Below are 21,796 nucleotides of genomic sequence, written 5' to 3'. Positions count from 1 at the left end.
CGACCGCCGTACGTCATCGAGGGTCCCCGTCCGGTCAGGGCGGGGGCCCTCCGGCGTGCCGGGGGCGGTTCAGGCCGGGTAGGCGTGTGTCTGGGCCGCCTTGACCGTCGCCCACACCGGGGCGCCGGGATGCAGGTCGAGTTCGGCGGCGGCGACCGTGGTGAGGTCGGCGGCCAGGGGGAGTTCGCCGGTGAGGTCGGCACGGATCTGGTCGCCGTGGGTCTCCAGGCCCGCGACCTCGCAGCGCCAGAGGTTGCGGGCGCTGGAGCCGGTGGGGCGGTCGCGGTGGAGGGTGACCGCGCTCGGCGGGAAGGCGACGAAGGCCGGCCCGGAGAGGAGTTCCGTGGTGGTGAGCGAGGGGCCCGTGTCGAGGTGGACGGTGTGGCCGTCGGCCCGGCCGCGGTAGAGGTTGAGGCCGACGAGCTGGGCGATGTAGTCCGTGCGCGGGTGCCGGGCGATGTCGGACGGGGCGCCCTCCTGCACGACCGTGCCGTGCTCGACGACGACCAGGCGGTCCGCGAGGACCATGGCGTCGAGCGGGTCGTGCGTGACCAGGACGGCGACCGCCTCGAACTCGGCCAGGTGGCGGCGGAGTTGGGCGCGTACCTCCAGGCGGGTGCGGGCGTCAAGGGCGGCGAGGGGTTCGTCGAGCAGGAGCAGCCGGGGATGGGTGGCGAGGGCGCGGGCCAGGGCGACCCGCTGGGCCTGGCCGCCGGAGAGCCGGCGGGGCTTGGCGGCGGCGTGCTCGGCGAGGCCCATCCGCTCCAGCCATCCGGCGGCCCGGGACCGTGCCTCGGCCTTGCTCGCGCCTTGGCAGCGCGGGCCGAACGCCACATTGTCGAGGGCGCTGAGATGCGGGAACAGCAGGTAGTCCTGGAAGACCACGCCGACCGGGCGGGACTCCGGCGGCGTACGCTCCAACGCGGCGCCGTCCAGGCGCAGATGGCCACCGGTGAGCGGGGCGAGGCCGGCCAGGGCGCGCAGGGCCGTCGTCTTGCCGGCCCCGTTCGGGCCGAGCAGGGCGACGACGTCGCCGGGGGCGGCGCTCAGTGTGATGTCGAGGCGGAAGGCGTCCCGGTCGACGACGAGGTGGGCGTCGAGGCCCTCGGCGGTGTCCGGCGGGGTGGGGTCGGGGGTGCTCATGACGTGGTCATCCAGCGGTCGCGCAGGCCCGCCAGTACGGCGATGGAGACGGCCAGCAGCACCAGGCTGAGGGCGATGGCGGCCTCCGGGTCGCTCTGGAGGGCGAGGTAGACGGCGAGCGGCATCGTCTGCGTGCGGCCCGGGAAGTTGCCCGCGAAGGTGATCGTCGCGCCGAACTCGCCCAGGGCGCGCGCCCAGGCCAGTACGGCGCCCGCCGCGATGCCCGGCGCGATCAGGGGCAGCGTGACCCGGCGGAACGCGGTGAAGCGGGAGGCGCCCAGGGTGGTGGCCGCCTCTTCGTAGCGCGGGTCGGTGGCGCGCAGCGTGCCCTCGACGCTGATGACGAGGAAGGGCATCGCCACGAACGTCTCCGCGAGCACGACGCCGGTCGTGGTGAACGGCAGGGTGATGCCGAACCAGGCGTCCAGCCACTGCCCGACCACGCCGTTGCGGCCGAGGGCGAGCAGCAGGGCCACACCGCCCACCACCGGCGGCAGAACCAGCGGGAGCGTCACGAGGGCGCGGACGAGACCGCGGCCGGGGAAGTCGGTGCGGGCCAGCAGCCATGCCAGCGGCACGCCGATGACCAGACTCAACGCGGTCGCCGACGTGGCGCAGATCAGGGACAGCCGCAGGGCCTGCCACACCTCGGGGCTGGTCAGTTGCCCGGGCAGGCTGTGCCACGGCGCCCGGATCAGCAGGGCGACCAGGGGCAGCAGCAGAAAGGCCAGGCCCAGGAGGGCGGGCAGCAGGAGGGCGAGGGGGACGCCGGTGCGGATCCGGCCCGGCCGCCGGCCGCCCTTGCGGGTGTCGGGGGCGGCGGGCGTCACGGCTTCAGGAACCCGGCCTCGGTCAGCGTCCTCCGACCCTCGGCGGAGCGCACGAGGGCGACGAAGGCCTTGGCCGCCTCGGCGTTCCGGGAGTCCTTGAGGAGGGTGATGGGGTAGTCGTTGACGGCGTCGGCCGACTCGGGGAAGTCCACGCCCTCCACCTTGTCACCCGCCGCGCGCACATCGGTCTTGTACACCACCGCGGCATCGGCCTCCTTCAGCTCCACCTTGGTCAGTGCGCTCTTGACGTCCTGCTCGTAGGAGACCGGGGTGAGCTTCAGGCCGCTCGCGTCGAGGGCCTTCTGGGCGGCGGCGCCGCACGGGACGGTCTTGTCGCACAGGACGACCTTGAGGCCTGACTTCGTGAGGTCCTCGAGGGAGGCGACCTTGTCGGGGTTGCCCGGCAGGGTGGCGATCTCCAGCTGGTTGCGGGCGAAGGTGACGGGGGCGGAGGCATTGTCCTTCGCGTCCGTCACGATCGTCATGGTCCTGGTGCTGGCGGCGGCGAACACGTCGGCCGGGGCGCCGCTGGTGATGCTCGCGGCGAGGGTGTCGCTGCCGCCGAAGCTGAAGTCGACCTCCGTGCCGGGGTGCGCCTTCTCGAACTCCTTGCCCAGGGCCGTGAAGCTCTCCTGGAGGGAGGCCGCCGCGAAGACGGTCACCGTGCCGGACACCTTCGCCGGGCCCGACGCGGACGAGCCCGACCCGGACGAGGAGCAGGCGCTCAGCACCAGCAGCGCCGCGACTGCCGCGCCCGTCACGTGAAGGGTCCGGCGGGCGGTTCGGGTCGTCACGGTGCGCTCCTCGGTGTCGTCGCGGTCCCTCGGACGGGCCCTGCCGCGATGATACTGCCGCATGTGCGAGGCGTAAGTCGCCTGTCGCTTCGCATGAGCGGCTGGCATGGCTACTGGAGGTGTGCATGTGCGGTGCCCTTGGCTGTGGTGCGCTTGGCCGCGGTGCAAGTGGCCGCGGTGTCCTTGGCTGCGGTGCTCGTGGCTGCGGTGCTCGTGGCCGCGGTGCGCTTGGCCGCGGTGCGCTTGGCCGCGGCGCGCCTCAGACGCGGTCGATGTGGACGCTGGTCGACTTCACGCGGGCCGTGGCCTCCATGCCGACCTCCAAGCCGAGTTCCTCGACGGCCTCGCGCGTCAGGAGGGAGACGAGGCGGTGCGGGCCCGCCTGGATGTCGACCTGGGCGGCGACATCGCCCAACTTGATCGCGGTGACGATGCCGGGGAACGCGTTGCGGGCCGAGGTGTAGGAGGCGCCCCCCTCCTCGCCGCCGCCCGACCCGGCGAGTTCGACGGAGAAGGCGGCGAGGTCCTTGCCGTCGATGAGGCGTCGTCCGGTGTCGTCGCGGTGCGTCGGCACGCGGCCCGCGTCCGCCCAGCGACGTGCGGTGTCGGGGCTCACGCCGAGCAGGCGCGCGGCCTGGCCGATGGTGTAGGACTGCATGCCGGTCACGATAGGGGCAGGCGGGGGAAGGGGGCGGGTCCGGGTGTCGGGCGGGCCCGGTCAGCCAGGCTGAACCGGCCGTGAAGCCGCCACCGTGGTTCCGCTGGCGGCTTCACGGCCGTTGTTGCGGCCTGGGTTTGTGCCGTGGCGGGAGGGTGTGGGGGTTTGATCGGGGGGACTGCGGGCGGACCGGTTGGATCGGCTCACTGTGGTTCCGGTGGTGAATCCAGGGCCGCTGTCGGCGAGCGGGTCCATGCCGCACAGGTGGGTGCTGGGCCGGACCGGGGGCGCTGTCGGGCGGACCGGCAGTGAGGTGCCGGGACGGGAGTTGTGCGGCCTGTGGCGGGCCGAGGTCGGCATCGGTGATGCCGGTCTTCGCGGTGAGTCCCGCAGTACGGCCTGTCACGGGTCCTGTCGCCCTGTGGAGGTCGTCGGCCGGGAGCGTCAGCCCGCGTGGACGCGGGGGCGGCGGGTGCGGTCCTGTTCGGCTTCGCGCAGGACCTCACGGGTGACCGGGGCGACCTCGCCCTGGCCGAAGAGGAAGAAGCGCAGGAAGTTGGCGAAGGGGTTGCCCTCGGTCCACTCGAAGTAGATGTGCGGGGTGCGGCCGGTGGTGTCACGGACGTGCAGCAGCAGCGCGGCCAGGGCGTTCGGGATGGAGGAGGACTCCAGCGTCAGGACGCGGTAGCGGCTGTGCAGGACCTCGCCGCGCACGGTCAGACCGGCCTCGAACTCGGAGGGGTCCAGGACCGTCACCTCGACGAAGACGAAGTCCTCCTGCTCGGGGACGTCGTTGTCCTGCCGGATCTGTTCGATCTTTTCGCGGTACTCGGCCTTGTCGCGCTGGTCGGGCTCGTTGGCGATGAACCGGATCTTCCGGCTGGCCATGTCCCGGATGAAGCGTTCCGCCATGGGATCGAGGGCCACGCTCGTCACGCGCAGCTCGAAGGCGCGGGCCAGGCGGGACAGGAGGGAGACGAGGATGATGCCGGCGATGAAGCAGGCGCCGATCTTGACGCCGTCGGGGCGCTCGATGACGTTGACGACCGTCGTGTAGAGGAACACCGCCGAGATGACCGCGAAGCCGATCGTCCCCTTGCGCTGTCCGGCCTTGTGGGCGGCTATGGTCACGGCGATCGCGGCGGAGCTGATCAGCACCAGGACACCGGTGGCGTAGGCACCGCCCTGGGCGTCGACGTCGGCGTCGAAGATCCAGGTGACCAGGAAGGCGATCAGGGTGAAGACGATGACCATGGGCCGCACGGCGCGGGCCCAGTGCGGTGCCATGCCGTACCGGGGCAGGTAGCGGGGCATCAGGTTGAGCAGGCCGGCCATCGCGGAGGCACCGGCGAACCACAGGATGGCGATCGTGGAGACGTCGTAGACGGTGCCGAAGACGTTGCCCAGATAGTCGTGCGCGAGGAAGGCGAGCGCGCGGCCGTTGGCGGCGCCGCCGGGCTCGAACTCCTTCTCCGGGATGAGCAGGGTGGTGATGAAGCTGGTGGCGATCAGGAAGCAGCTCATGATGAGGGCGGCGACCGTGAGCAGCTTCTTCGTGTCGCGGATGCGGCCGGTCGGCCGCTCCTCGGTGTCGCCGGGGTCGCCCTTGACGTGCGGCATGACGGCGACGCCGGTCTCGAAGCCGGAGAGGCCGAGCGCGAGCTTCGGGAAGACGATCAGGGCGACGCCGATCATCACGAAGACGTTGCCGTGCTCGGTCGTCAGGGCGTTCGACCAGTCGGTGACGACATGGGCCTCGGTGGCGACGTGCCACAGGCCGACCGCCACGACGACCGCGTTCAGCGCGAGGTAGACGCCGACCAGGGCGACGGCGACACCGATCGCCTCCAGGAAGCCCTTGAGGAAGACCGCGCCGAGCAGTGCCACGAGGATGAGAGTGATCAGCACCTGCTTGTCGTGCAGCGCGTCCGTCAGGTGCGGGTTCTCGACGAGGTGGGTCGAGGCGTCCGCCGCGGACAGGGTGATGGTGATCAGGAAGTCGGTGGCGGCGAAGCCGAGCAGGGTGAGGACGAACAGCTTGCCCTTCCAGAAGGACAGCAGCCGCTCCAGCATGGAGATCGATCCTTCGCCGTGCGGGCTCTCCTCGGCGACCCGGCGGTAGACCGGCAGGGCGCACGCCAGGGTGACGACCACCAGCACGATGGTCGCGACCGGTGAGAGCAGACCGGCCGCGAGGGCCGCGATGCCCGGCTGATAGCCGAGGGTCGAGAAGTAGTCGACGCCGGTCAGGCACATCACCCGGTACCAGGGCCGCCCCTTGTGGGCCGGTTCCGGTACGGCGTGCGGACCCTGGTGGCCGCCGTCCCTGGCCATGTCGGACAGGCCCTCCAGCATCCAGGCGCGCAGGCGACTGGGCGGCGGGTGCTCGGTGGTGGCCATCGGCGGGCTCCTGATGTGCGCTCGGCGTGTGGTGGATCGACCTGCGGTTTCCGGCCATCACGCGGACGGCGGCATCAGCGTAAGCGGAGAGTGACGCATGGGCCCACGGTTCCTGGGGCCGGCGGCGTCAAGCTTCCGTTAAGACTGACGCGGTGGGTGCTGGTGGGCGGGAAAAGGGTGGTTTGCGAGGGTTTGCGGAGGGTGCCGGGCTGGAGGAGGGTGCGGTGCCGGTGGCTACCCGCTGTTATCAATGGCCTCCCTCGGGCGGCTGCCCGGTGTCGTGACGGTGGGCGGTTCCGCTCCTCCCGGCGGCGGTGGAGCGGGCATTCCCCTCCCTCTCCGGAGAGGCGACGCGCGGTCTTGTCCGTCCCCGGACGGACCTCTACAGTCCGCTCCGTAATGTTCGTCAGACAGGCCGAATGTTTCGGTCGGTTCGATCTGTCGCCCGTCTGACGGAAGTGCGGAAATTTCTCTGTGTTCAAGGGGTTGCCACCCGTCCGACGCTGTCTCTAGGGTGCGGCAGCAGCGAAGCTTTCTGGATTCATACCGAAACTTTCGATCTCAGGGGCGGCCGTGGGGGCTGTTCCGTACTCCAAGGAGCGCATGATGGGCGACCCGGGACTCTCCCGACGAGGCTTCCTGGCGGCCTCCGCCGCGGCCGGTCTTGGCATGACGGCACTGAGCGCCTGCGGCGGCGACTCGGACGGAGGATCGTCGGGGACGACCACCATCGAGTGGTGGAACATCTCCACCACCCAGCCGACCAAGGACGTCTGGGCCGGCCTCGCCAAGCAGTTCGAGGCCCAGAACCCCAAGGTGAAGGTCAAGATCGTCCAACTCGAGAACGACGCCTACAAGTCGAAGATGACCGCGCTGACCGCCTCCGGGAAGCTGCCCGACATCTTCCACACCTGGGGCGGGGGCGTTCTGAAGCAGCAGGTCGACGCCGGACTCGTCGAGGACCTCACCGACCGCACCAAGGACTGGTCGGACGGCCTGCTGCCGGTCGCCAAGGAGCCGTACCTGCTGGGCGACAAGGTGTACGGCATCCCGTTCGACATCGGGATGATCGGTTTCTGGTACAACAAGGCCCTCTTCAAGCAGGCCGGCGTCAGCGCGCCGCCCACCACCTGGAGCGGGTTCCTCGACGCCGTGAAGAAGTTGAAGTCCGCCGGCATCACCCCGCTCGCCCTGGCCGGCAAGGAGAAGTGGCCCGGCATGTACTACTGGGCCTACCTCGCGATGCGCACCGCGGGGGTCGACGCCCTCCAGAAGGCCGACGAGGACAAGGACTTCACCGGGGACGGCTTCGTCCAGGCGGGGCAGCACCTCCAGGACCTGGTGGACCTCCAGCCGTTCCAGAAGGGCTTCCTCGGCGCCGCCTACTCCAGCCCCACCGGCCAGGCCGCCACCGTGGGCAACGGCAAGGCCGCGATGGAACTCATGGGCCAGTGGGCCCCGGTGGTGGAGGCTGACGCCGGCAAGGGACTCGGCACCGACCTGGGATTCTTTCCGTTCCCGGAGGTCGAGGGCGGGCAGGGCAAGCTCACCGAGGTGTTCGGCGGAGGCGGCGGGCACGCCCTGCGTGCCGATGCCCCGCAGGCCGCCGTCGACTTCCTGAAGTTCTTCGCCTCCGCCACCACCGACCGCGAACTGGTCAAGAAGACCGGTGTGCTGCCGGTGGTGCCCGCCGCCGAGAGCGCGCTGACCGACCCCAACCTCAAGGCCGTACAGACCCAGTTGAAGGCGGCCACCGGCTTCCAGCTCTACCTCGACCAGGCATACGCGCCGGCCGTCGGCCAGGAGATCAACGACAGCGTCGCCGGCCTCATCGCCGGCTCCAAGTCACCCGCACAGGTCGCCCAGTCGATCACCAAGGTCGCGAAGGAAGAGCAGTAGCCCGCAATGACCTCGACCTACCTTCCGGACAAGCGCAGCGGCCCGGACGCCGGTCCCCCGCCCCCGGCCGCCGAAGCGGCCCGGGGACGGGCCCGGCGGCGCGCACGCCACTGGCTCACCGCCGTCGCCTTCCAGGTGCCCGCCCTGGTGCTGTTCGGCGTGCTGGTGCTGCTGCCGATGCTGTTCGCGCTGTACGCCTCGTTCTTCCGCTGGGGCGGCTTCGGCATGCCCGAGGACTACATCGGCGTCGACAACTTCACCCGTCTCCTCGACGACCCCGTCTTCCTCGGTGACCTCTGGCGCTGCCTGGTCCTGGTCGTCTTCTCGCTCGTGGTCCAGCTGCCGTTCGCGCTCGCCCTGGCGGTCGCGCTCAACCAGCGCATCCGCGGCCGGGCGGTCTACCGGATGCTGTTCTTCGCGCCGTACATCCTCTCCGAGGCGATCACCGGCGTGCTGTTCGCCATGATCTTCGCGCCCGACCAGGGCCTCGCCGACCATGTGCTCGGCGCGGTCGGCCTGGACGGCCTGGGCGGGGAGTGGTTCGCCGACCCGTCCACCGTCATGGCCACCCTCTTCCTCGTCATGACGTGGAAGTACTTCGGTTTTCACATGATGCTCTACCTGGCCGGACTCCAGTCCATCCCGGCCGAGTTGACCGAGGCCGCGCTCATCGACGGAGCCGGGCCCTGGCAGCGCTTCCGCCACGTCACCCTGCCGCTGCTCGCGCCGACCCTGCGGATCAGCGTGTTCCTGTCCGTCATCGGCTCGGTCCAGCTGTTCGACCTGGTCTGGGTCACCACCGCGGGCGGCCCCGACCACCACTCCGAGACGATGGCCGTGAGCATGTTCCAGTACGGCTTCAAGCGCTACCAGGTCGGCTATGCCAGCGCGATCAGTGTCGCCATGTTCGCCATCAGCCTCGTCTTCGCCCTCGCCTACCAGAGGTTCGTCCTCCGCCGCGATCTGGAGGGGGCCACCACGACCCTGAGAGGAGGCGGCTCGTGAGCGACCGCAAGACCGGCCGTACCCTTCCGCTGCACCTCGCCCTCGTCGCCGTCGGCGCGGCGATGGCCGTCCCCCTCGTCTACGCCGTCCTGTCCGGCTTCAAGTCGACCGACGAACTGTCCCGCAACCCCATCGGCCTGCCCGACTCGTGGCTGACCTCCAACTACACCGACATCCTCGGCACCGCCGCCTTCTGGCAACTCGTCGGCAGCAGCACCCTCATCGCGATCGGTACGACGGTGGTGGTGGTCGCGGTGTCCGCGCTCGCCGCGTTCTCCTTCGCCCGGTTCGCCTTCCGCGGCCGGGAGGCGCTGTTCACCCTGTTCACTCTGGGGCTGATGTTCCCCTTCGCGGTGGCGGCCCTGCCGCTGTTCCTGCTGCTGCGCCAGCTCGGTCTGCTGGACAACCCGCTCGGGGTGATCCTGCCGCAGGCCGCCTTCGGGCTGCCGATGACCATCGTCATCCTGCGCGGCTTCTTCCGGGAGATCCCGCCCGAGCTGGAGGAGGCGGCCACCCTCGACGGCTGCGGCCCCCTCGGCTTCTTCTGGCGGATCCTGCTGCCCATGGCCCGCCCCGCCCTCGGGACGGTCTCCGTGCTGGCGGTGGTGGGCAGCTGGAACAACTTCTTCCTGCCCCTGCTGGTGTTCACCGACTCGACCTGGTGGACGATCCCCATCGGCGTGCAGCAGTTCCAGGGCCAGTACTCGGCCGAGTACGCCCGCGTCTTCGCGTATCTCGTCCTCGCCATGGTCCCCGCCCTGGCCTTCTACTCCGTCGCCGAGCGTCAGCTCGTCGGCGGCCTCACCGCCGGCGCCACGAAGGGATGACGCGCGCGCCCGCGGCGTACGGCCCTACGACACCACCCATCGTGAGGAGTCGCACCATGCCCCGCACCTCCCGTACCCGGCTGAGACTCGCCGGAGTCCTCGCCGCCTTCCTGGTCAGCGCCGGTGTCGCCACCGGCCCGGCCGCACAGGCGCACGAGAAGCCCCTGACGCTCGCCGACCTCGCCGAGCGCCACGGCCGCTACTTCGGCAGCGCCACCGACAACCCCGAACTCACCGACGCCGCCTACACGAAGATCCTCGGCGACGAGTTCGACATGATCACCCCCGGCAACGGCATGAAGTGGTACGCCACCGAGCCCCAGCAGGGCGTCTTCGACTTCTCCGCCGGCGACGAGATCGTGAACCTCGCCCGCGCCAACCACCAGAAGGTCCGCGCCCACACCCTCGTCTGGCACAGCCAGCTGCCCGGCTGGCTCACCGAGCGGGAGTGGACGGCCCCCGAGCTGCGGGCCGTCCTGAAGAAGCACATCCAGACCGAGGTGCGCCACTACCGCGGCAAGGTCTACGCCTGGGACGTCGTCAACGAGGCGTTCAACGAGGACGGCACCTACCGGGAGACGATCTTCTACAAGACGCTCGGCCCCGGCTACATCGCCGACGCCCTGCGCTGGGCCCACCAGGCCGACCCCAGGGCCAAGCTCTACCTCAACGACTACAACGTCGAGGCCGTCGGCCCCAAGAGCGACGCCTACTACGCCCTCGCCAAGGAACTGAAGGCGCAGGGGGTCCCGCTGCACGGCTTCGGCCTCCAGGCCCACCTCGCCCTCCAGTACGGCTATCCGACGAGCCTGGAGGACAACCTCCGTCGCTTCTCCCGCCTCGGCCTGGACACCGCGCTCACCGAGGTCGACGTACGGATGGAGCTGCCCGCCACCGAGGAGAAGCTGGCCCAACAGGCCGACTGGTACCGGGACATGACCGAGGCGTGCCTCGCGGTGCGGCGGTGTGCGGGAATAACCATCTGGGACTACACGGACAAGTACTCGTGGATTCCCGCGTTCTTCCCGGGTGAGGGGGCGGCCCTGCCGTGGGACGAGCAGCTCGCGCCGAAGCCGGCGTACTACGCGATCCGTGAGGCGCTGAAGTAGCGGCGCTGAAGTAGCGGCGCCGGAGCGGGACTGCGGCAGGGGCGCTCGAAGCAGGGCGTCGACGCGAGAGCTGCCCGGCGGGGCGGCGTCAGAGGGCGGGAGCTGGTGGTGCGGTGCTCGCGCGCACCACCAGTTCCGTGCCCAGTTCCACCCGTGGTGAGTCCGGCCGTTCGCCGCGGGCCAGGCGCAGGACGGTACGGACGGCGAGTTGGCCCATGTCGGCGAGGGGCTGCCGGATCGTCGTCAACGGCGGGGACGACCAGCGGACTTCGGACAGGTCGTCGAAGCCGACCACACTCATGTCCTCCGGGACGCGCAGGCCGCGTCGGCGCAGTGCCTCGATCGCGCCGAGCGCCATCTGGTCGCTGGCCGCGAACAGCGCGGTCGGCGGTTCGGGCAGATCGAGCAGGGTGTTGCAGCCGGTGAAACCGGACTCCGGGTGGAAGTCGCCGGGCACGACCAGGGATTCGTCCGTGGCGACGCCGGCCGCCTCCAGAGCCGCCCGGTAGCCGTCGAAGCGGGCCCGCGAGCACAGCAGCCGCGGCGGTCCGGCGATCAGGCCGATCCTGCGGTGGCCGAGGGAGAGCAGGTGCTCGGTGGCGGCCAGGCCCCCCGACCAGTTGGCGGCGCCGATCGTCGGGGTGTCGAAGGCGGGGGAGCCCATCGGGTCGACGACCACCAGGGGGACGCCCAGGATGCGCAACTGCTCGTGCAACGGCGGTTCCAGGGCCGAGGTGACGAGGATGACCCCGTCGGAGGCGCGGGCCCGTAGATTGCGCATCCACTCCCGCGCGTCGCCCGAGCGGCCGTGGATCGCGGACACCACCGTGCCGGCCCCGGCGGCGTGCGCGGCCTCCTCGACCCCGCGGATGATCTCCACCGCCCAGGGCGAGTCCAGGTCGTTGAAGACCAGGTCGAGCAGGGCGGCACGGGACGGGAGGGCGGCGGGGCGCTTGCGGTAACCGTGTAGACGCAGCAGGTCCTCCACGCGGGCGCGGGTGGCGGGGGAGACGTCGGAGCGGCCGTTCACCACCCGTGACACGGTCGGCACGGACACCCCGGCCCGGCGGGCTATCTCGGTGATGGTGACCTTGCCCCGGGGCGCGGGTGCCGTCTCGTCCGCCGCCACTGTGCCCACCTCCTGCTCGCCCGACTCCGTGCTCCGGAACTTCCAGGAGTCTTCCGGAAATCGAGTGCCTGTGGGAAGAGAAGCAGGAGGGAAACCGCGAGGTTACGGGGAGTGAACACCCCCGGACGCGCGTCGGGGCCGGCGCGCAGCGGCGGCTGCGGTCCGGCCCCTCGGTTCGGTGGACGGCGTTCGTCGGTGCCGTCCGGTTGGTGCCGAGGCGGTGCTGCTCAGGCGTGCTGATCAGGTGGTCTCACAAGGTGCTCTGATCAGACGGTGCGTGGTGCTCAGGCAGCCGTGACGACCCGGCTGCCGGCCAGCGGGCGGTGCGGTGCGATGATCCGGCCGTCGGGCAGGATCTCGCCGGTGTCCTCGAAGAGCAGGACGCCGTTGCACAGCAGGCTCCAGCCCTGTTCCGGGTGGTGCGCCACGAGGCGGGCGGATTCCCGGTCGGCGGAGTCGGCTGTCGGGCACGGTGGCTGGTGCTGGCACATGGAGGGGATCTCTCGCTCTGACGTGGTGTGTGGAAGATGTGTCGTGTCTGTTCCGCGGCGTGAAACGTCGTTCATGGCCGCCCCCCGTTGTGATAAGTCGGTCGGAACCCAGTGTTGCCCCACGGACGTCGATCCGCAGGGATTTCGCGGCACCGCTCCTCACAGGTTCATGACGCATCACCCGCGCGGGCGGTTCATTCCAACTGCACGGTCTCTTCGGGTGGTTTCGGCTGGCCGAAAGGGGCTAGTCCGCATGGGCCGGTGCGACTGGACCGCATGGCACCGTACCCCGCCGCCGGGGCCGCGGGAGCGGGGTACGGGCGTACGTGTCAGGCGGGCGAGCCGAGGAGTGGCGGCCGGGTCACCCGGAGGGTGAGGACCGGGAGCAGTTCGGCGACCCGGTGCGGGCGGTGCGCGGCGATGCCGGGCGGTGCCGGGGCCAGCGGCACCAGCAGGTCGGTCGCCGCCGGATGGCCGGTGGTGCCGTCCGAGGCGTAGTCGCCGTGCAGCCACAGGGTGAGCATGTACAGGCTCGGAAGGGACAGCAGACGCGCCTGGTACGGCTGTGTCGTCGACTCGGCCTGGTGCAGTGCCAGCTCGGTGGAGGCGAGGTACGGGCCCTCGAAGAAGTGCGAGAAGGCCCAGCCGTCCGGGGTCAGCCGGGTCTCGGCCGCGGCCAGCGCCCGGTCGCCGCAGCGGATCAGGAAGCGCCAGCCGGCCAGCCTGGTCGCGGACATCCCCTCGGGGGTGATCCGGTCCAGGACGTGCACGGGCAGCGGGAGTTCGGGGGTGACGGGCCCCTGGGCGGTGCGCAGGGAGGAAGTCCTCGCCTCGCGGACCGCTGTGGGGGAACCGAGTGCCGTGAGGACGGAGCGCAGGGCGGGCGCGGGAGCCGGGGGGACATGCAGCGGCATGGTGGGTCGCCTCTCATTCGACAGGCACGGTGGCACGAGGGCGTGGGTCGGGCGGACGGCGCTGTCAGCTCTCAGGGTGAGGTCGGAGAGGCGGGGAGCCGGGGTCTGGGAACAGGGGGTGCGCCTGCGGCCTGCCGTCCGTCTCGTAGACGACGACAGGCTCCTTCGACCGCGGTGGGGCCCACCTTCTCTGCCTTGTCGCGGAGTTTATACGACACGTGTTCAGACTGTGTTTCGTCTAGCCGCTCCCTGGACACTCGGCAAGGTTCCATTCGGACGGCGATACGTGTGCATCATCCCGATTCAGAGCGGTGGGCAGCTCGATGACCTCAGGATATGCGGATACAGCGGTCGGCTTATTCTCGTCGGCGTTTTTCACGAGGTTCCGAGTTCGTGAATCTGCCCTTTGCTTCATGCCCGGTGAATGTGCCTCCGGTCATCTTCCGCCGCTTCGGTCAGAGTAGCGGGTGCCCTGCCGGGTAGGTGACGTTATCGATCGACGGGGCTGGGCATCATCCTCCCTGACCCCGGGACACCGGCGGCCGGATCCTCGGACCGCCCATGCGAGGAGGGACGCCCGATGGGGGAGAAGGTCGTGGCAGGCGCGTTCGACCTGTCCGATCGTCAGCGCTACCGGGACAAGCTGCGGCAGTGCCTGACGGTGCTGGAGCGGCTCCTGGCCCAGCAGAGCTTCGACCGCCCCAAGAACCTCATGGGGCTGGAGCTCGAGCTGAATCTCGCGGGCGCCGACGGTCTGCCGAAAATGCTGAACGGGGAAGTGCTCGAGCGGATCGCCAGCCGAGATTTCCAAACAGAACTGGCCATGTTCAACCTGGAAGTGAACATAGCTCCACACCGGTTGGGCGGGCGGGTATTCGACCGACTCGCGGAGGAACTCCGCACCTCACTGGCATATGCCCACCGAAAGGCGGGAGAGGTCGACGCGGGAATCGTGATGATCGGTATTCTGCCGACTCTGGACCGTGACGACCTGGTCTCCTCCAATCTTTCCGACGTCGACCGCTACACCCTCCTCAACGATCAGATCGTGGCCGCCCGCGGCGAGGAGTTCACCCTCGACATCGACGGCGTCGAGCATCTTTCCTGCACCTCGAAGTCGATCGTCCCCGAGGCCGCCTGCACCTCCGTGCAACTGCATCTCCAGGTCACGCCGGGCCGCTTCGCCGACGTGTGGAACGCCGCGCAGGCCGTCGCCGCCGCCCAGATCGCCATCGGCGCCAACTCGCCGTTCCTCTTCGGCCGCGAACTGTGGCGCGAGTCCCGGCCCCCGCTGTTCCAGCAGGCCACCGACACCCGGCCACCGGAACTCCAGGCGCAGGGCGTGCGCCCGCGGACCTGGTTCGGCGAGCGGTGGATCAGCTCCGCCTACGAGCTGTTCGAGGAGAACCTGCGGTACTTCCCCGCACTGCTGCCCATCTGCGACGACGAGGACCCGCAGGAGGTCCTCGCCGCGGGCGGCACCCCCAAGCTCGCCGAGCTGGTCCTGCACAACGGGACCGTCTACCGCTGGAACCGTCCCGTCTACGGCATCGCCGACGGCGTCCCGCACCTGCGTGTCGAGAACCGCGTCCTGCCCGCCGGCCCCACCGTCACCGACGTCGTCGCCAACGCGGCCTTCTACTACGGCGTGGTCCGTGCCCTGGCCGAGGAGTCACGGCCCGTGTGGACCCGGATGCCCTTCGAGACCGCCGCCGCCAACTTCGACGCCGCCTGCCGTCACGGCATCGACGCCCGCCTGCGCTGGCCCCGGCGCGGCCGGCTGGGGGGCGTCGCGGAGGTCGACGCGGTGAGCCTCGTACGCGACGAGTTGCTGCCGCTGGCGGAGGCCGGGCTGGACGCGTGGGGGGTGGAGCCGGCCGACCGCGATCTGTATCTGGGCGTCATCGAGGAGCGGTGCCGGCGCCGGACCAACGGGGCGAGCTGGCAGGTGGCGACCTTCCACCGCGCGCTGGAGGCCGGACTGTCGCGGGACGCGGCGCTGGCGGCGACGACCCGGCGGTACGCGGAGCTGAGTCATCGGGGGGAGCCGGCGCACACCTGGCCGGTGGGGCTGCCGGAGCCTGTCCCCACGGGGTGAGAGCCGCCGCGGTTCCCCGCGTCCGAGGTTCTCCGGGCGGAGAGGGGGTCGCCGCCGGTCGCATCGCACGGATCGGGCAAGCTGTGACGTCCGACGGTGGTGCGGCAGGTGCGAAGGTGGAGGCCCGGTAGGTGGCTGATTCTTTTCCGCAGGAGAAGTTCTCCCGACGGATCTTCCGGGACGAGACGCTGCTGGTCCTGGGCGTCTCGCTCGGTGCGAGCGGGGTGTCCGCCCTGATCAGTTTTGTCGGATCGGTCACGAAGCCGGGCGGCCTCAAGGACCAGGCGGCGACCCTCAACGCCTCGGCCGCGCCGGGCCGCCCGTGGCTCGATCTGGCCTGGCAGCTTTTCGGGATCACCAGCTCGCTCGTGCCGGTCGCGCTCGTCGCGCACCTCCTGCTGCGCGAGGGACAGGGCCTGCGCGTCCTCGGCTTCGACCGCACCCGCCCTTGGCCCGACCTCGGTCGCGGCGCCGCGATCGCCGCAGTCATCGGCAGCTCCGGCATCGCCTTCTACCTCGCCGCCCGCGGCCTCGGCTTCAACCTCACGGTGGTCCCCGAGGCGCTGCCCGACGTGTGGTGGAAGTACCCGGTGCTGGTCCTGTCCGCGCTCCAGAACGCGATCCTCGAAGAGGTCATCGTCGTCGGCTATCTGCTGCGCCGCCTCGGCCAGCTGGGCTGGACACCGGTCGGCGCGCTGATGGCCAGTTCCGTACTGCGCGGCTCGTACCACCTCTACCAGGGCATCGGCGGGTTCATCGGCAACATGGTGATGGGCCTGGTGTTCGTCCACCTGTACCGGCGCTGGGGCCGGGTGGGGCCGCTGGTCGTCGCGCACTCGCTGCTCGACATCGGGGCCTTCGTCGGCTACGCGCTGCTGGCGGGCAAGGTGGACTGGCTGCCCACCGCCTGAGCGAAGCCGTACGTCCCCTTGCCCGGGGCCGGCTAAGCGAGCAGGTCGCCCTCGATGACGGTGATCGCGCGGCCGTTCAGCAGGGTGCGTTCGCCGCGCAGTTCGGTCCGCACGTGACCGGAGCGGGGCGAGGCCTGGAGACCGGTCAGCTCGGCGCGGCCGAGGCGCTCGGACCAGAAGGGGGCCAGCGCCGTGTGGGCGCTGCCGGTGACCGGGTCCTCGTCGATGCCGACGTTCGGGAAGAAGCAGCGGGAGACGAAGTCGTGGCCGAGGCCGGGATGCTCGGCGCGGGCGGTGGCGATGATGCCGCGCGCGGAATGGGCGCACAGGGCCTTGTGGTCGGGGCGCAGGGCACGCACGGTCTGCTCGTCGGCGAGTTCGAGCAGCAGGTCGCCGATGTTCGGGCCGGTGTCGAAGGCCGTCAGCGGTTCGGTGCCCAGGGCCTCGGCGACCCCCTCCGGGACCTCCACGCGGGTGAGCGGGGCGGTCGGGAAGTCCAGGGTGATCGAGCCGTCCTCGGCGGGCGTCGCGACCAGCACCCCGCTGCGGGTCGCGAACCGTACGGGGCCCGCGTGGGCGCCCGTGCTGTGCAGGACGTGCGCGGTGGCGAGCGTGGCGTGACCGCACATCGCCACCTCGGCGACGGGAGTGAACCAGCGCAGCGCCCAGTCGGCCTCGCCGCCCGCCGGCAGCGGGTGCGCGAACGCCGTCTCGGCGTGGTTGACCTCCAGGGCCACGTCCTGGAGCCGGCCGTCGCCCGGGAAGGCGTCGAGCAGCAGGACCCCGGCCGGGTTCCCGGCGAAGGGACGGTCGGTGAAGGCATCGACGATTCGAATCCGCATGCGGCGACGGTAGGTGCTGGGAGAGGCGGCGGGCCAAGGCCAATCGGCGAGTCGTGGACCGGTCGGGAACCGGCCGCGCCCGCCCGGACGTTGATCGCGGTGACGGCGGCCGGTCCGGCGGGCGCCGCGAGGAGCGGAAGGCATCTCCCTGAACGGCAGCGCGGCAAGGAGCGACGAGGGCCCGCTCGTACTGACGGGCGCGACCGGCTTCATCGGCTCCCGCGCGCTCGGCGCGCTGACGGCCGGCGGGAGGGGAGGACACGTGCGCGCGCTGGTCCGCACGGTCCCCGGCGCCGAGGGGAGGGCCGGGTCCGGCGACGTGGTGAATGCCGGGTCCGTCGAGTGGGTGCGCGGCGATCTGACCGACCCGGACGCGGTACGCGGTCTGTGCGAGGGTGCGCGGGCGGTCGTCCACCTCGCCTCGTACATCGGCGGGGACGAGCGGCTGTGCGAGGCGGTCAACATCGACGCCACCCGTGCGCTCATGGCCGAGGCCCGGCGGGCCGGTGTCCGCCGCGTGGTGCACCTGTCGACGGCCGCGGTGTACGGCGCGGGCCCGCACCGGGGCATCACCGTGGACGGGACACCCGCCGAGCCGGTCTCCGCCGTGAGCCGGACCCGGCTGGCCGGGGAGGCCTACGCCAGGGAGGCCGGCGCTGTCGTCCTGCGGGCGGGGCTCGTGCTCGGTGCCGGGGACCGCTGGACCGTGCCCGCCCTGCGGGAACTGGTCGAGCGGGTGCCGGCCGAGTGGGACGGCGGGCGTGCCCTGCTGTCGGTGGTCGACGTCGGGGACCTCGCCCGCCTGATCGCCGCCGTCGCCACCGGCCCCCAGCGGGTGCCGTCCGGCGTGTATCACGTGGGCCATCCCGAGCCCGTGCGCGTCGGCGACCTGCTGGCGGTGCTGGCGCAGCACGGCGTGCTGCCGCCGCGCCCGGACGCCGACTGGCCGTGGCCCACCTGCCTGGAGCACCTGCGGTCCACCCCCGGCCGGGTGTCGGAACGCCAGTTCGCCCTGGTCGGCCGCGACCACTGGTACCGCGCCGACGAGATCTGGAAACGGACGGCCGAGCCACCGGGCCCCGGCCCACTGAGCCGCCTCGCGGACGCGGCGGAGTGGTACCGGGAGCGGGTGGGGCGCGGCGCGTGAGGCCCTGCGGGGCGCGAGCCGCGGGCTCAGCTCCGCCCGGGTGTCAGGTGACCGGGCCGCTGCCGCCGTACGCCCGCGCCAGTACGCCGGGTTACTCCCGCCGTGGGACGCCCCGGGCGGCGCCGACCGGCAGCGTGGTGGGCGTGAAGCTGACCCGCCCGGTGCGCCGGGCCTCCCTCGTCGTCCATGTCGCCGCCTCCGCGAGCTGGCTCGGGCTCACGCTCGGGCTGCTCGCGCTGGGGATCGTCGCGACCACCACCGGGTCCGCGGCGACCGTCGAGGCGTCCGTCCGGGCCATGAAGCTGTTCGCGGACTGGCTGCTGCTGCCCGTCGCCGGCCTCACGCTCCTCAGCGGTCTGATGCTGTCGCTGGGCACTTCGTGGGGACTGGCGCGGCACCGCTGGGTGTACACCAAGTTCTGGCTGACCCTGGCCACGACCACCGCCACCGTCTTCGCCCTGCGCCCCGGCGTGAACGCGGCGGTCACCGCCGTGGCCGCGGGCGGGGCGCTCCCCGACGCCGGTGATGTCCTGTTCGGGCCGGTCGTGTCCCTGTCCGCCTACCTCTTCATGACCGTCGTGTCGATCCTCAAGCCCTGGGGACTCACCCGGCGCGGCCGTCGGCTCCGCGAGGCGGCCGGCCGGCCGGCGGGCACGGCGGCGAGGGCCGGGCGTGTCCGTGAGACGGCCTGAACCGCGGCGGTCTCTCGCGCGCCGTCCGCCCGACGGCCGCCGTCCGCCGGGGCCCCGGCCCTCTGCCGCGCGCAGACGCCGGGACGCTGGGATGCTGGAGGGAGCGTTGCCCAAGGCCTGACGAGAAGTGCCGGTGAGCGCCATGACCGGGCTTGCGGAGGGCGGGCGATCCGGATCATCGCGTGGCGCAGAGCGCGCAGCGCGTGAAGCGACCGATCCCGACCGGCCCGGCCCCGGCCCGTGGCCTCCGCGTCCGCCTTCGGCCGCTGACCACCCACGACACCGAATCGAGGCGACGGTATGAGCGCGACTCACACTTCGCACACCGGGACCGCCAAGCAGCACTGGGCAGAGGGGCTCACGGTCTTCGCCGCAGTGATCCTCATGCTCTCCGGGATCCTGGACATCTTCCGCGGCATCATGGGCATCGCCGAGGACGACGTCTTCGTCACGACCCGCAGCTATGTCTTCGAGTTCGACCTCACCGGCTGGGGCTGGATCCATCTGGCACTCGGCGTGGTCGCCGTGCTCGTCAGCCTGGGACTCTTCCGGGGAGCGATGTGGGCCCGCGTCGCCGGGGTGGCCATCGCGGCACTCATCGTCATCGCCAACTTCCTTTCCCTGCCGTACTACCCGGTCTGGTCCGTCGTGACGATCGCCTTCGCCGGGTTCGTCATCTGGGGCCTGTGCGTGTCGCGGTCGGACACCGCCTCGCTGCGCTAGCGATCCTTCCGCGCGCGGGTGGGCGTCCGCCGCCCGCGCGCGTCCGAACGGTCAGGAAGGTGGCGCACGATGTGCCGATGGCTCGCCTACTCGGGTACGCCCGTCCTGCTCGAGACGATCCTCTACAAGCCGACGCATTCACTGATCGACCAGAGCCTGCACTCCCGGATGGGCGTCGAGACGACCAACGGCGACGGCTTCGGGGTCGGCTGGTACGGGCCGGACCTGCGGACCCCGGCGATCGTCCGTGACATCGGCCCGGCGTGGAGCAACCGCAATCTGCGGGAGATCGCCGGCCATGTCCGTTCCCCTCTCTTCTTCGCCCACATCCGCGCCTCGACGGGGTCCGCGGTGCAGCAGACGAACTGCCATCCGTTCCGGCACGGCCGCTGGATGTGGATGCACAACGGCGCGATCGCCGAATTCCACCGCATACGGCGGGACCTCGCGCTGGCCGTCGACCCGGAGCTGTTCCTCGACATGGAGGGCTCGACGGACTCGGAGATGATGTTCTACCTGGCCCTCACCTTCGGCCTGGAGCAGGACCCGCCCGGCGCCGTCGCCCGCATGGCGGGCCTGGTGGAGCGGACCGGCCATGAGCACGGGGTGGAGTTCCCGCTCCAGATGACGCTCGCCGTGACCGACGGAGAGCGGCTCTGGGGTTTCCGCTACTCCAGCCAGAAGTCCTCGCGCTCGCTGTTCTACAGCACCCGGGTGGACACACTGCGGGCCCTTCACCCGGACGTGGCGTTCCTGCAGGAGGTCTCCGCCGGGACCCGGCTCATCGTCTCGGAGCCCCTCGGCGACCTCCCCGGTGCCTGGAACGCCGTCCCGGAGGGCACGTGCGGTGTGGTCCAGCCCGAGGGCGACGAGATGTTCCCCTTCGCCCCACGGGAGCCGGCCCTGGTGTGATCCGCCGGCGGACAGACAAGGGCCTTGCCATCCGAACGGTACCGATATATCGTTGACGCATCGCGATCGATCAACGACCGAATGAATGGAGTGATGGCGATGCGTACCCACGGATACGAGCGTGGACATGGACAGGACGGCTTCTCCCGGCGCGGCCGGGGTGGCTTCGACGGGATGAGGGCTGCTTTCGGGCCCTTCGGACCGGGTGGGCCGGGTGGCCCCGGGGGTCCCGGTGGCGGCTTCGGGCCCGGCTTCGGACCGGGGCCCTGGGGCGGTCGAGGGCGGGGCGGGCCCAGGGGGAGGGCGCGGCGCGGTGACGTGCGGGCCTCGATCCTGGCCCTGCTCAAGGACCGGCCGATGCACGGCTACGAGATGATCCAGGAGATCGCCGAACGCAGTGGCGGCGCGTGGAAGCCGAGCCCCGGCTCGGTGTACCCCACCCTCCAGCTGCTGGAGGACGAGGGCCTGATCACCAGTGCGTCGGAGGGCGGCAAGAAGCTGTTCTCGCTCACCGACGAGGGCCGTACGGCGGCCGAGGAGGGTCCCGAGGCGCCGTGGGAGGAAGCCTCTCGCGGAGTCGACTGGGAGGCCCTCGGTGAGATCCGGCAGGCCGGCTTCGGTCTGATGGAGGCCTTCGGGCAGGTCTGGAAGACCGGCAGCAAGGAACAGCGCGAGAAGGCGCTCACCGTCATCAACGACGCCCGCAAGAAGCTGTACCTGATCCTCGCCGACGAGGACTGACGGCCGTACCGTACGACGGGTGAGGGCGCCCCGCCGATGATTCGGTGGGGCGCCCTTCCGCTGCCGCACACGGACCGGGCGCCCCCGGTCAGGCCGTTGTCGAGGTCAGCCCGTCCAGCTTGCGCAGTGACTCGTCGAGCGCGGCCGTCGCCGAGTCCTTGAGCTTGCCCGCCATGAGCGACACGGCCGCGCCCGTGAACTCGCCGTCGATCCGTACGCCCGTGGCGTCGCCGTCGGGCGTCAGCGTGTAGCGGGTCACGACGGTCACCGCCATCGGGCCCTTGCCCCGGATTGCCAGCACCCGGGCCGGTGCCAGTTCCTCCACGGTCCACTCGACCTCGGCCGGGAAGCCCATCAGCTTCATGTTCTCCTGGAAGGTCGCGCCCACCTCCAGCGTCTTCGGGCCACCCTGGGGGAAGTTGGTGTGGGTCGCGTTCCACTCCCCGTACGCGGACCAGTCCGTGAGCTGAGCCCAGACCTTCTCGGCCGGCGCCTGGATGCGTGCCTCCGCGCTGACTTCGGCCATGCGAC

At 71.2% G+C, this 21,796-nt stretch carries 21 protein-coding genes; 11 read left to right on the top strand and 10 right to left on the bottom strand.

The features are described 5' to 3' along the window. Positions 1-69: 69 nt before the first annotated feature. The 5 genes from ACFWJX_RS36000 to ACFWJX_RS35980 all read right to left on the bottom strand — a co-directional run bounded on the left by ACFWJX_RS36000 (position 70) and on the right by ACFWJX_RS35980 (position 5,825). Positions 70-1,143: an ABC transporter ATP-binding protein gene (locus ACFWJX_RS36000; RefSeq protein ID WP_383250591.1), complete on the bottom strand. Its 1,074-nt coding sequence runs from the start codon at positions 1,141-1,143 to the stop codon at positions 70-72. Next, a complete protein-coding gene (gene modB, locus ACFWJX_RS35995; protein ID WP_383250589.1) occupies positions 1,140-1,973 on the bottom strand; it encodes a molybdate ABC transporter permease subunit in 834 nt (277 codons plus the stop codon). The genes ACFWJX_RS36000 and modB overlap by 4 nt, the downstream gene beginning before the upstream one ends. After that, complete coding sequence (modA, locus tag ACFWJX_RS35990) at positions 1,970-2,767, bottom strand: molybdate ABC transporter substrate-binding protein (RefSeq protein WP_383250587.1); 798 nt, start codon at positions 2,765-2,767, stop codon at positions 1,970-1,972. The genes modB and modA overlap by 4 nt, the downstream gene beginning before the upstream one ends. A gap of 259 nt (positions 2,768-3,026) precedes the next feature. Next, positions 3,027-3,425 (bottom strand): molybdopterin-binding protein, encoded by a 399-nt coding sequence (locus tag ACFWJX_RS35985; protein ID WP_383250585.1) that lies wholly within the window; start codon positions 3,423-3,425, stop codon positions 3,027-3,029. A 444-nt stretch (positions 3,426-3,869) separates the two neighbouring features. Continuing rightward, positions 3,870-5,825 carry an amino acid transporter gene (locus ACFWJX_RS35980; protein ID WP_383250583.1) on the bottom strand — a complete coding sequence of 652 codons (1,956 nt, stop codon included), beginning with the start codon at positions 5,823-5,825 and terminating at the stop codon, positions 3,870-3,872. A gap of 606 nt (positions 5,826-6,431) precedes the next feature. Between ACFWJX_RS35980 and ACFWJX_RS35975 the strand changes: the two genes are divergently transcribed. From ACFWJX_RS35975 to ACFWJX_RS35960, 4 genes are all read left to right on the top strand, one after another. Further along, entirely contained in the window at positions 6,432-7,724 is a 1,293-nt protein-coding gene (locus ACFWJX_RS35975; protein ID WP_383250618.1) for an extracellular solute-binding protein, read from the top strand. Between the two features lie 6 nt (positions 7,725-7,730). After that, complete coding sequence (locus tag ACFWJX_RS35970; protein WP_383250582.1) at positions 7,731-8,729, top strand: carbohydrate ABC transporter permease; 999 nt, start codon at positions 7,731-7,733, stop codon at positions 8,727-8,729. 62 nt (positions 8,730-8,791) lie between these two features. Further along, positions 8,792-9,556 carry a carbohydrate ABC transporter permease gene (locus ACFWJX_RS35965; protein ID WP_383250617.1) on the top strand — a complete coding sequence of 255 codons (765 nt, stop codon included), beginning with the start codon at positions 8,792-8,794 and terminating at the stop codon, positions 9,554-9,556. A 56-nt stretch (positions 9,557-9,612) separates the two neighbouring features. Further along, on the top strand, positions 9,613-10,665 hold the full coding sequence (locus ACFWJX_RS35960) for an endo-1,4-beta-xylanase (protein WP_383250580.1): 1,053 nt from the start codon (positions 9,613-9,615) through the stop codon (positions 10,663-10,665). An 88-nt stretch (positions 10,666-10,753) separates the two neighbouring features. Here ACFWJX_RS35960 and ACFWJX_RS35955 read toward each other — a convergent pair whose 3' ends face one another. From ACFWJX_RS35955 to ACFWJX_RS35945, 3 genes are all read right to left on the bottom strand, one after another. Further along, positions 10,754-11,794, bottom strand: coding sequence for a LacI family DNA-binding transcriptional regulator (locus ACFWJX_RS35955; RefSeq protein WP_383250579.1), 1,041 nt, complete (start codon positions 11,792-11,794; stop codon positions 10,754-10,756). A gap of 284 nt (positions 11,795-12,078) precedes the next feature. After that, entirely contained in the window at positions 12,079-12,285 is a 207-nt protein-coding gene (locus ACFWJX_RS35950; RefSeq protein WP_383250577.1) for a DUF5999 family protein, read from the bottom strand. A 329-nt stretch (positions 12,286-12,614) separates the two neighbouring features. After that, positions 12,615-13,199: a hypothetical protein gene (locus ACFWJX_RS35945; protein WP_383250575.1), complete on the bottom strand. Its 585-nt coding sequence runs from the start codon at positions 13,197-13,199 to the stop codon at positions 12,615-12,617. Between the two features lie 580 nt (positions 13,200-13,779). Between ACFWJX_RS35945 and ACFWJX_RS35940 the strand changes: the two genes are divergently transcribed. Beyond that, positions 13,780-15,297: a glutamate-cysteine ligase family protein gene (locus tag ACFWJX_RS35940; RefSeq protein ID WP_383250573.1), complete on the top strand. Its 1,518-nt coding sequence runs from the start codon at positions 13,780-13,782 to the stop codon at positions 15,295-15,297. 131 nt (positions 15,298-15,428) lie between these two features. Then, positions 15,429-16,208: a CPBP family intramembrane glutamic endopeptidase gene (locus ACFWJX_RS35935; RefSeq protein ID WP_383250571.1), complete on the top strand. Its 780-nt coding sequence runs from the start codon at positions 15,429-15,431 to the stop codon at positions 16,206-16,208. Positions 16,209-16,240: 32 nt separating this feature from the next. Here the strand turns inward: ACFWJX_RS35935 and ACFWJX_RS35930 are convergent, their stop codons facing one another. Continuing rightward, positions 16,241-17,050, bottom strand: coding sequence for a PhzF family phenazine biosynthesis protein (locus tag ACFWJX_RS35930; RefSeq protein WP_383250570.1), 810 nt, complete (start codon positions 17,048-17,050; stop codon positions 16,241-16,243). 142 nt (positions 17,051-17,192) lie between these two features. Between ACFWJX_RS35930 and ACFWJX_RS35925 the strand changes: the two genes are divergently transcribed. From ACFWJX_RS35925 to ACFWJX_RS35905, 5 genes are all read left to right on the top strand, one after another. Next, positions 17,193-18,197: an NAD-dependent epimerase/dehydratase family protein gene (locus ACFWJX_RS35925; RefSeq protein ID WP_383250616.1), complete on the top strand. Its 1,005-nt coding sequence runs from the start codon at positions 17,193-17,195 to the stop codon at positions 18,195-18,197. Positions 18,198-18,340: 143 nt separating this feature from the next. Next, a complete protein-coding gene (locus ACFWJX_RS35920) occupies positions 18,341-18,889 on the top strand; it encodes a DUF2269 domain-containing protein (protein ID WP_383250568.1) in 549 nt (182 codons plus the stop codon). A 300-nt stretch (positions 18,890-19,189) separates the two neighbouring features. Next, a complete protein-coding gene (locus ACFWJX_RS35915) occupies positions 19,190-19,612 on the top strand; it encodes a hypothetical protein (protein WP_383250566.1) in 423 nt (140 codons plus the stop codon). A 69-nt stretch (positions 19,613-19,681) separates the two neighbouring features. Continuing rightward, complete coding sequence (locus tag ACFWJX_RS35910) at positions 19,682-20,524, top strand: class II glutamine amidotransferase (RefSeq protein ID WP_383250564.1); 843 nt, start codon at positions 19,682-19,684, stop codon at positions 20,522-20,524. Positions 20,525-20,623: 99 nt separating this feature from the next. Beyond that, the gene (locus ACFWJX_RS35905; RefSeq protein WP_383250563.1) at positions 20,624-21,265 is read left to right on the top strand and encodes a PadR family transcriptional regulator; all 642 of its coding nucleotides are present in this window, start codon (positions 20,624-20,626) and stop codon (positions 21,263-21,265) included. Positions 21,266-21,353: 88 nt separating this feature from the next. Here ACFWJX_RS35905 and ACFWJX_RS35900 read toward each other — a convergent pair whose 3' ends face one another. Then, complete coding sequence (locus ACFWJX_RS35900; protein WP_383250561.1) at positions 21,354-21,791, bottom strand: SRPBCC family protein; 438 nt, start codon at positions 21,789-21,791, stop codon at positions 21,354-21,356. Between the last annotated feature and the right edge of the window lie 5 nt (positions 21,792-21,796).

This window comes from Streptomyces sp. NPDC058335 (assembly GCF_042723915.1).
Taxonomy (GTDB): Bacteria; Actinomycetota; Actinomycetes; order Streptomycetales; family Streptomycetaceae; genus Streptomyces.
This window is presented reverse-complemented; position numbering and strand designations above follow the sequence as displayed.

Coding starts and splice junctions, on each gene's coding strand:
- ACFWJX_RS35905 (WP_383250563.1), top strand. CDS start 20,624: ATGCGTACCCACGGATACGAGCGTGGACATGGACAGGACGGCTTCTCC.
- ACFWJX_RS35970 (WP_383250582.1), top strand. CDS start 7,731: ATGACCTCGACCTACCTTCCGGACAAGCGCAGCGGCCCGGACGCCGGT.
- ACFWJX_RS35960 (WP_383250580.1), top strand. CDS start 9,613: ATGCCCCGCACCTCCCGTACCCGGCTGAGACTCGCCGGAGTCCTCGCC.
- ACFWJX_RS35910 (WP_383250564.1), top strand. CDS start 19,682: ATGTGCCGATGGCTCGCCTACTCGGGTACGCCCGTCCTGCTCGAGACG.
- ACFWJX_RS35985 (WP_383250585.1), bottom strand. CDS start 3,425: ATGCAGTCCTACACCATCGGCCAGGCCGCGCGCCTGCTCGGCGTGAGC.
- ACFWJX_RS35915 (WP_383250566.1), top strand. CDS start 19,190: ATGAGCGCGACTCACACTTCGCACACCGGGACCGCCAAGCAGCACTGG.
- ACFWJX_RS35975 (WP_383250618.1), top strand. CDS start 6,432: ATGGGCGACCCGGGACTCTCCCGACGAGGCTTCCTGGCGGCCTCCGCC.
- ACFWJX_RS36000 (WP_383250591.1), bottom strand. CDS start 1,143: ATGAGCACCCCCGACCCCACCCCGCCGGACACCGCCGAGGGCCTCGAC.
- ACFWJX_RS35980 (WP_383250583.1), bottom strand. CDS start 5,825: ATGGCCACCACCGAGCACCCGCCGCCCAGTCGCCTGCGCGCCTGGATG.
- ACFWJX_RS35940 (WP_383250573.1), top strand. CDS start 13,780: ATGGGGGAGAAGGTCGTGGCAGGCGCGTTCGACCTGTCCGATCGTCAG.
- ACFWJX_RS35900 (WP_383250561.1), bottom strand. CDS start 21,791: ATGGCCGAAGTCAGCGCGGAGGCACGCATCCAGGCGCCGGCCGAGAAG.
- ACFWJX_RS35965 (WP_383250617.1), top strand. CDS start 8,792: ATGGCCGTCCCCCTCGTCTACGCCGTCCTGTCCGGCTTCAAGTCGACC.
- ACFWJX_RS35930 (WP_383250570.1), bottom strand. CDS start 17,050: ATGCGGATTCGAATCGTCGATGCCTTCACCGACCGTCCCTTCGCCGGG.
- ACFWJX_RS35950 (WP_383250577.1), bottom strand. CDS start 12,285: ATGTGCCAGCACCAGCCACCGTGCCCGACAGCCGACTCCGCCGACCGG.
- ACFWJX_RS35945 (WP_383250575.1), bottom strand. CDS start 13,199: ATGCCGCTGCATGTCCCCCCGGCTCCCGCGCCCGCCCTGCGCTCCGTC.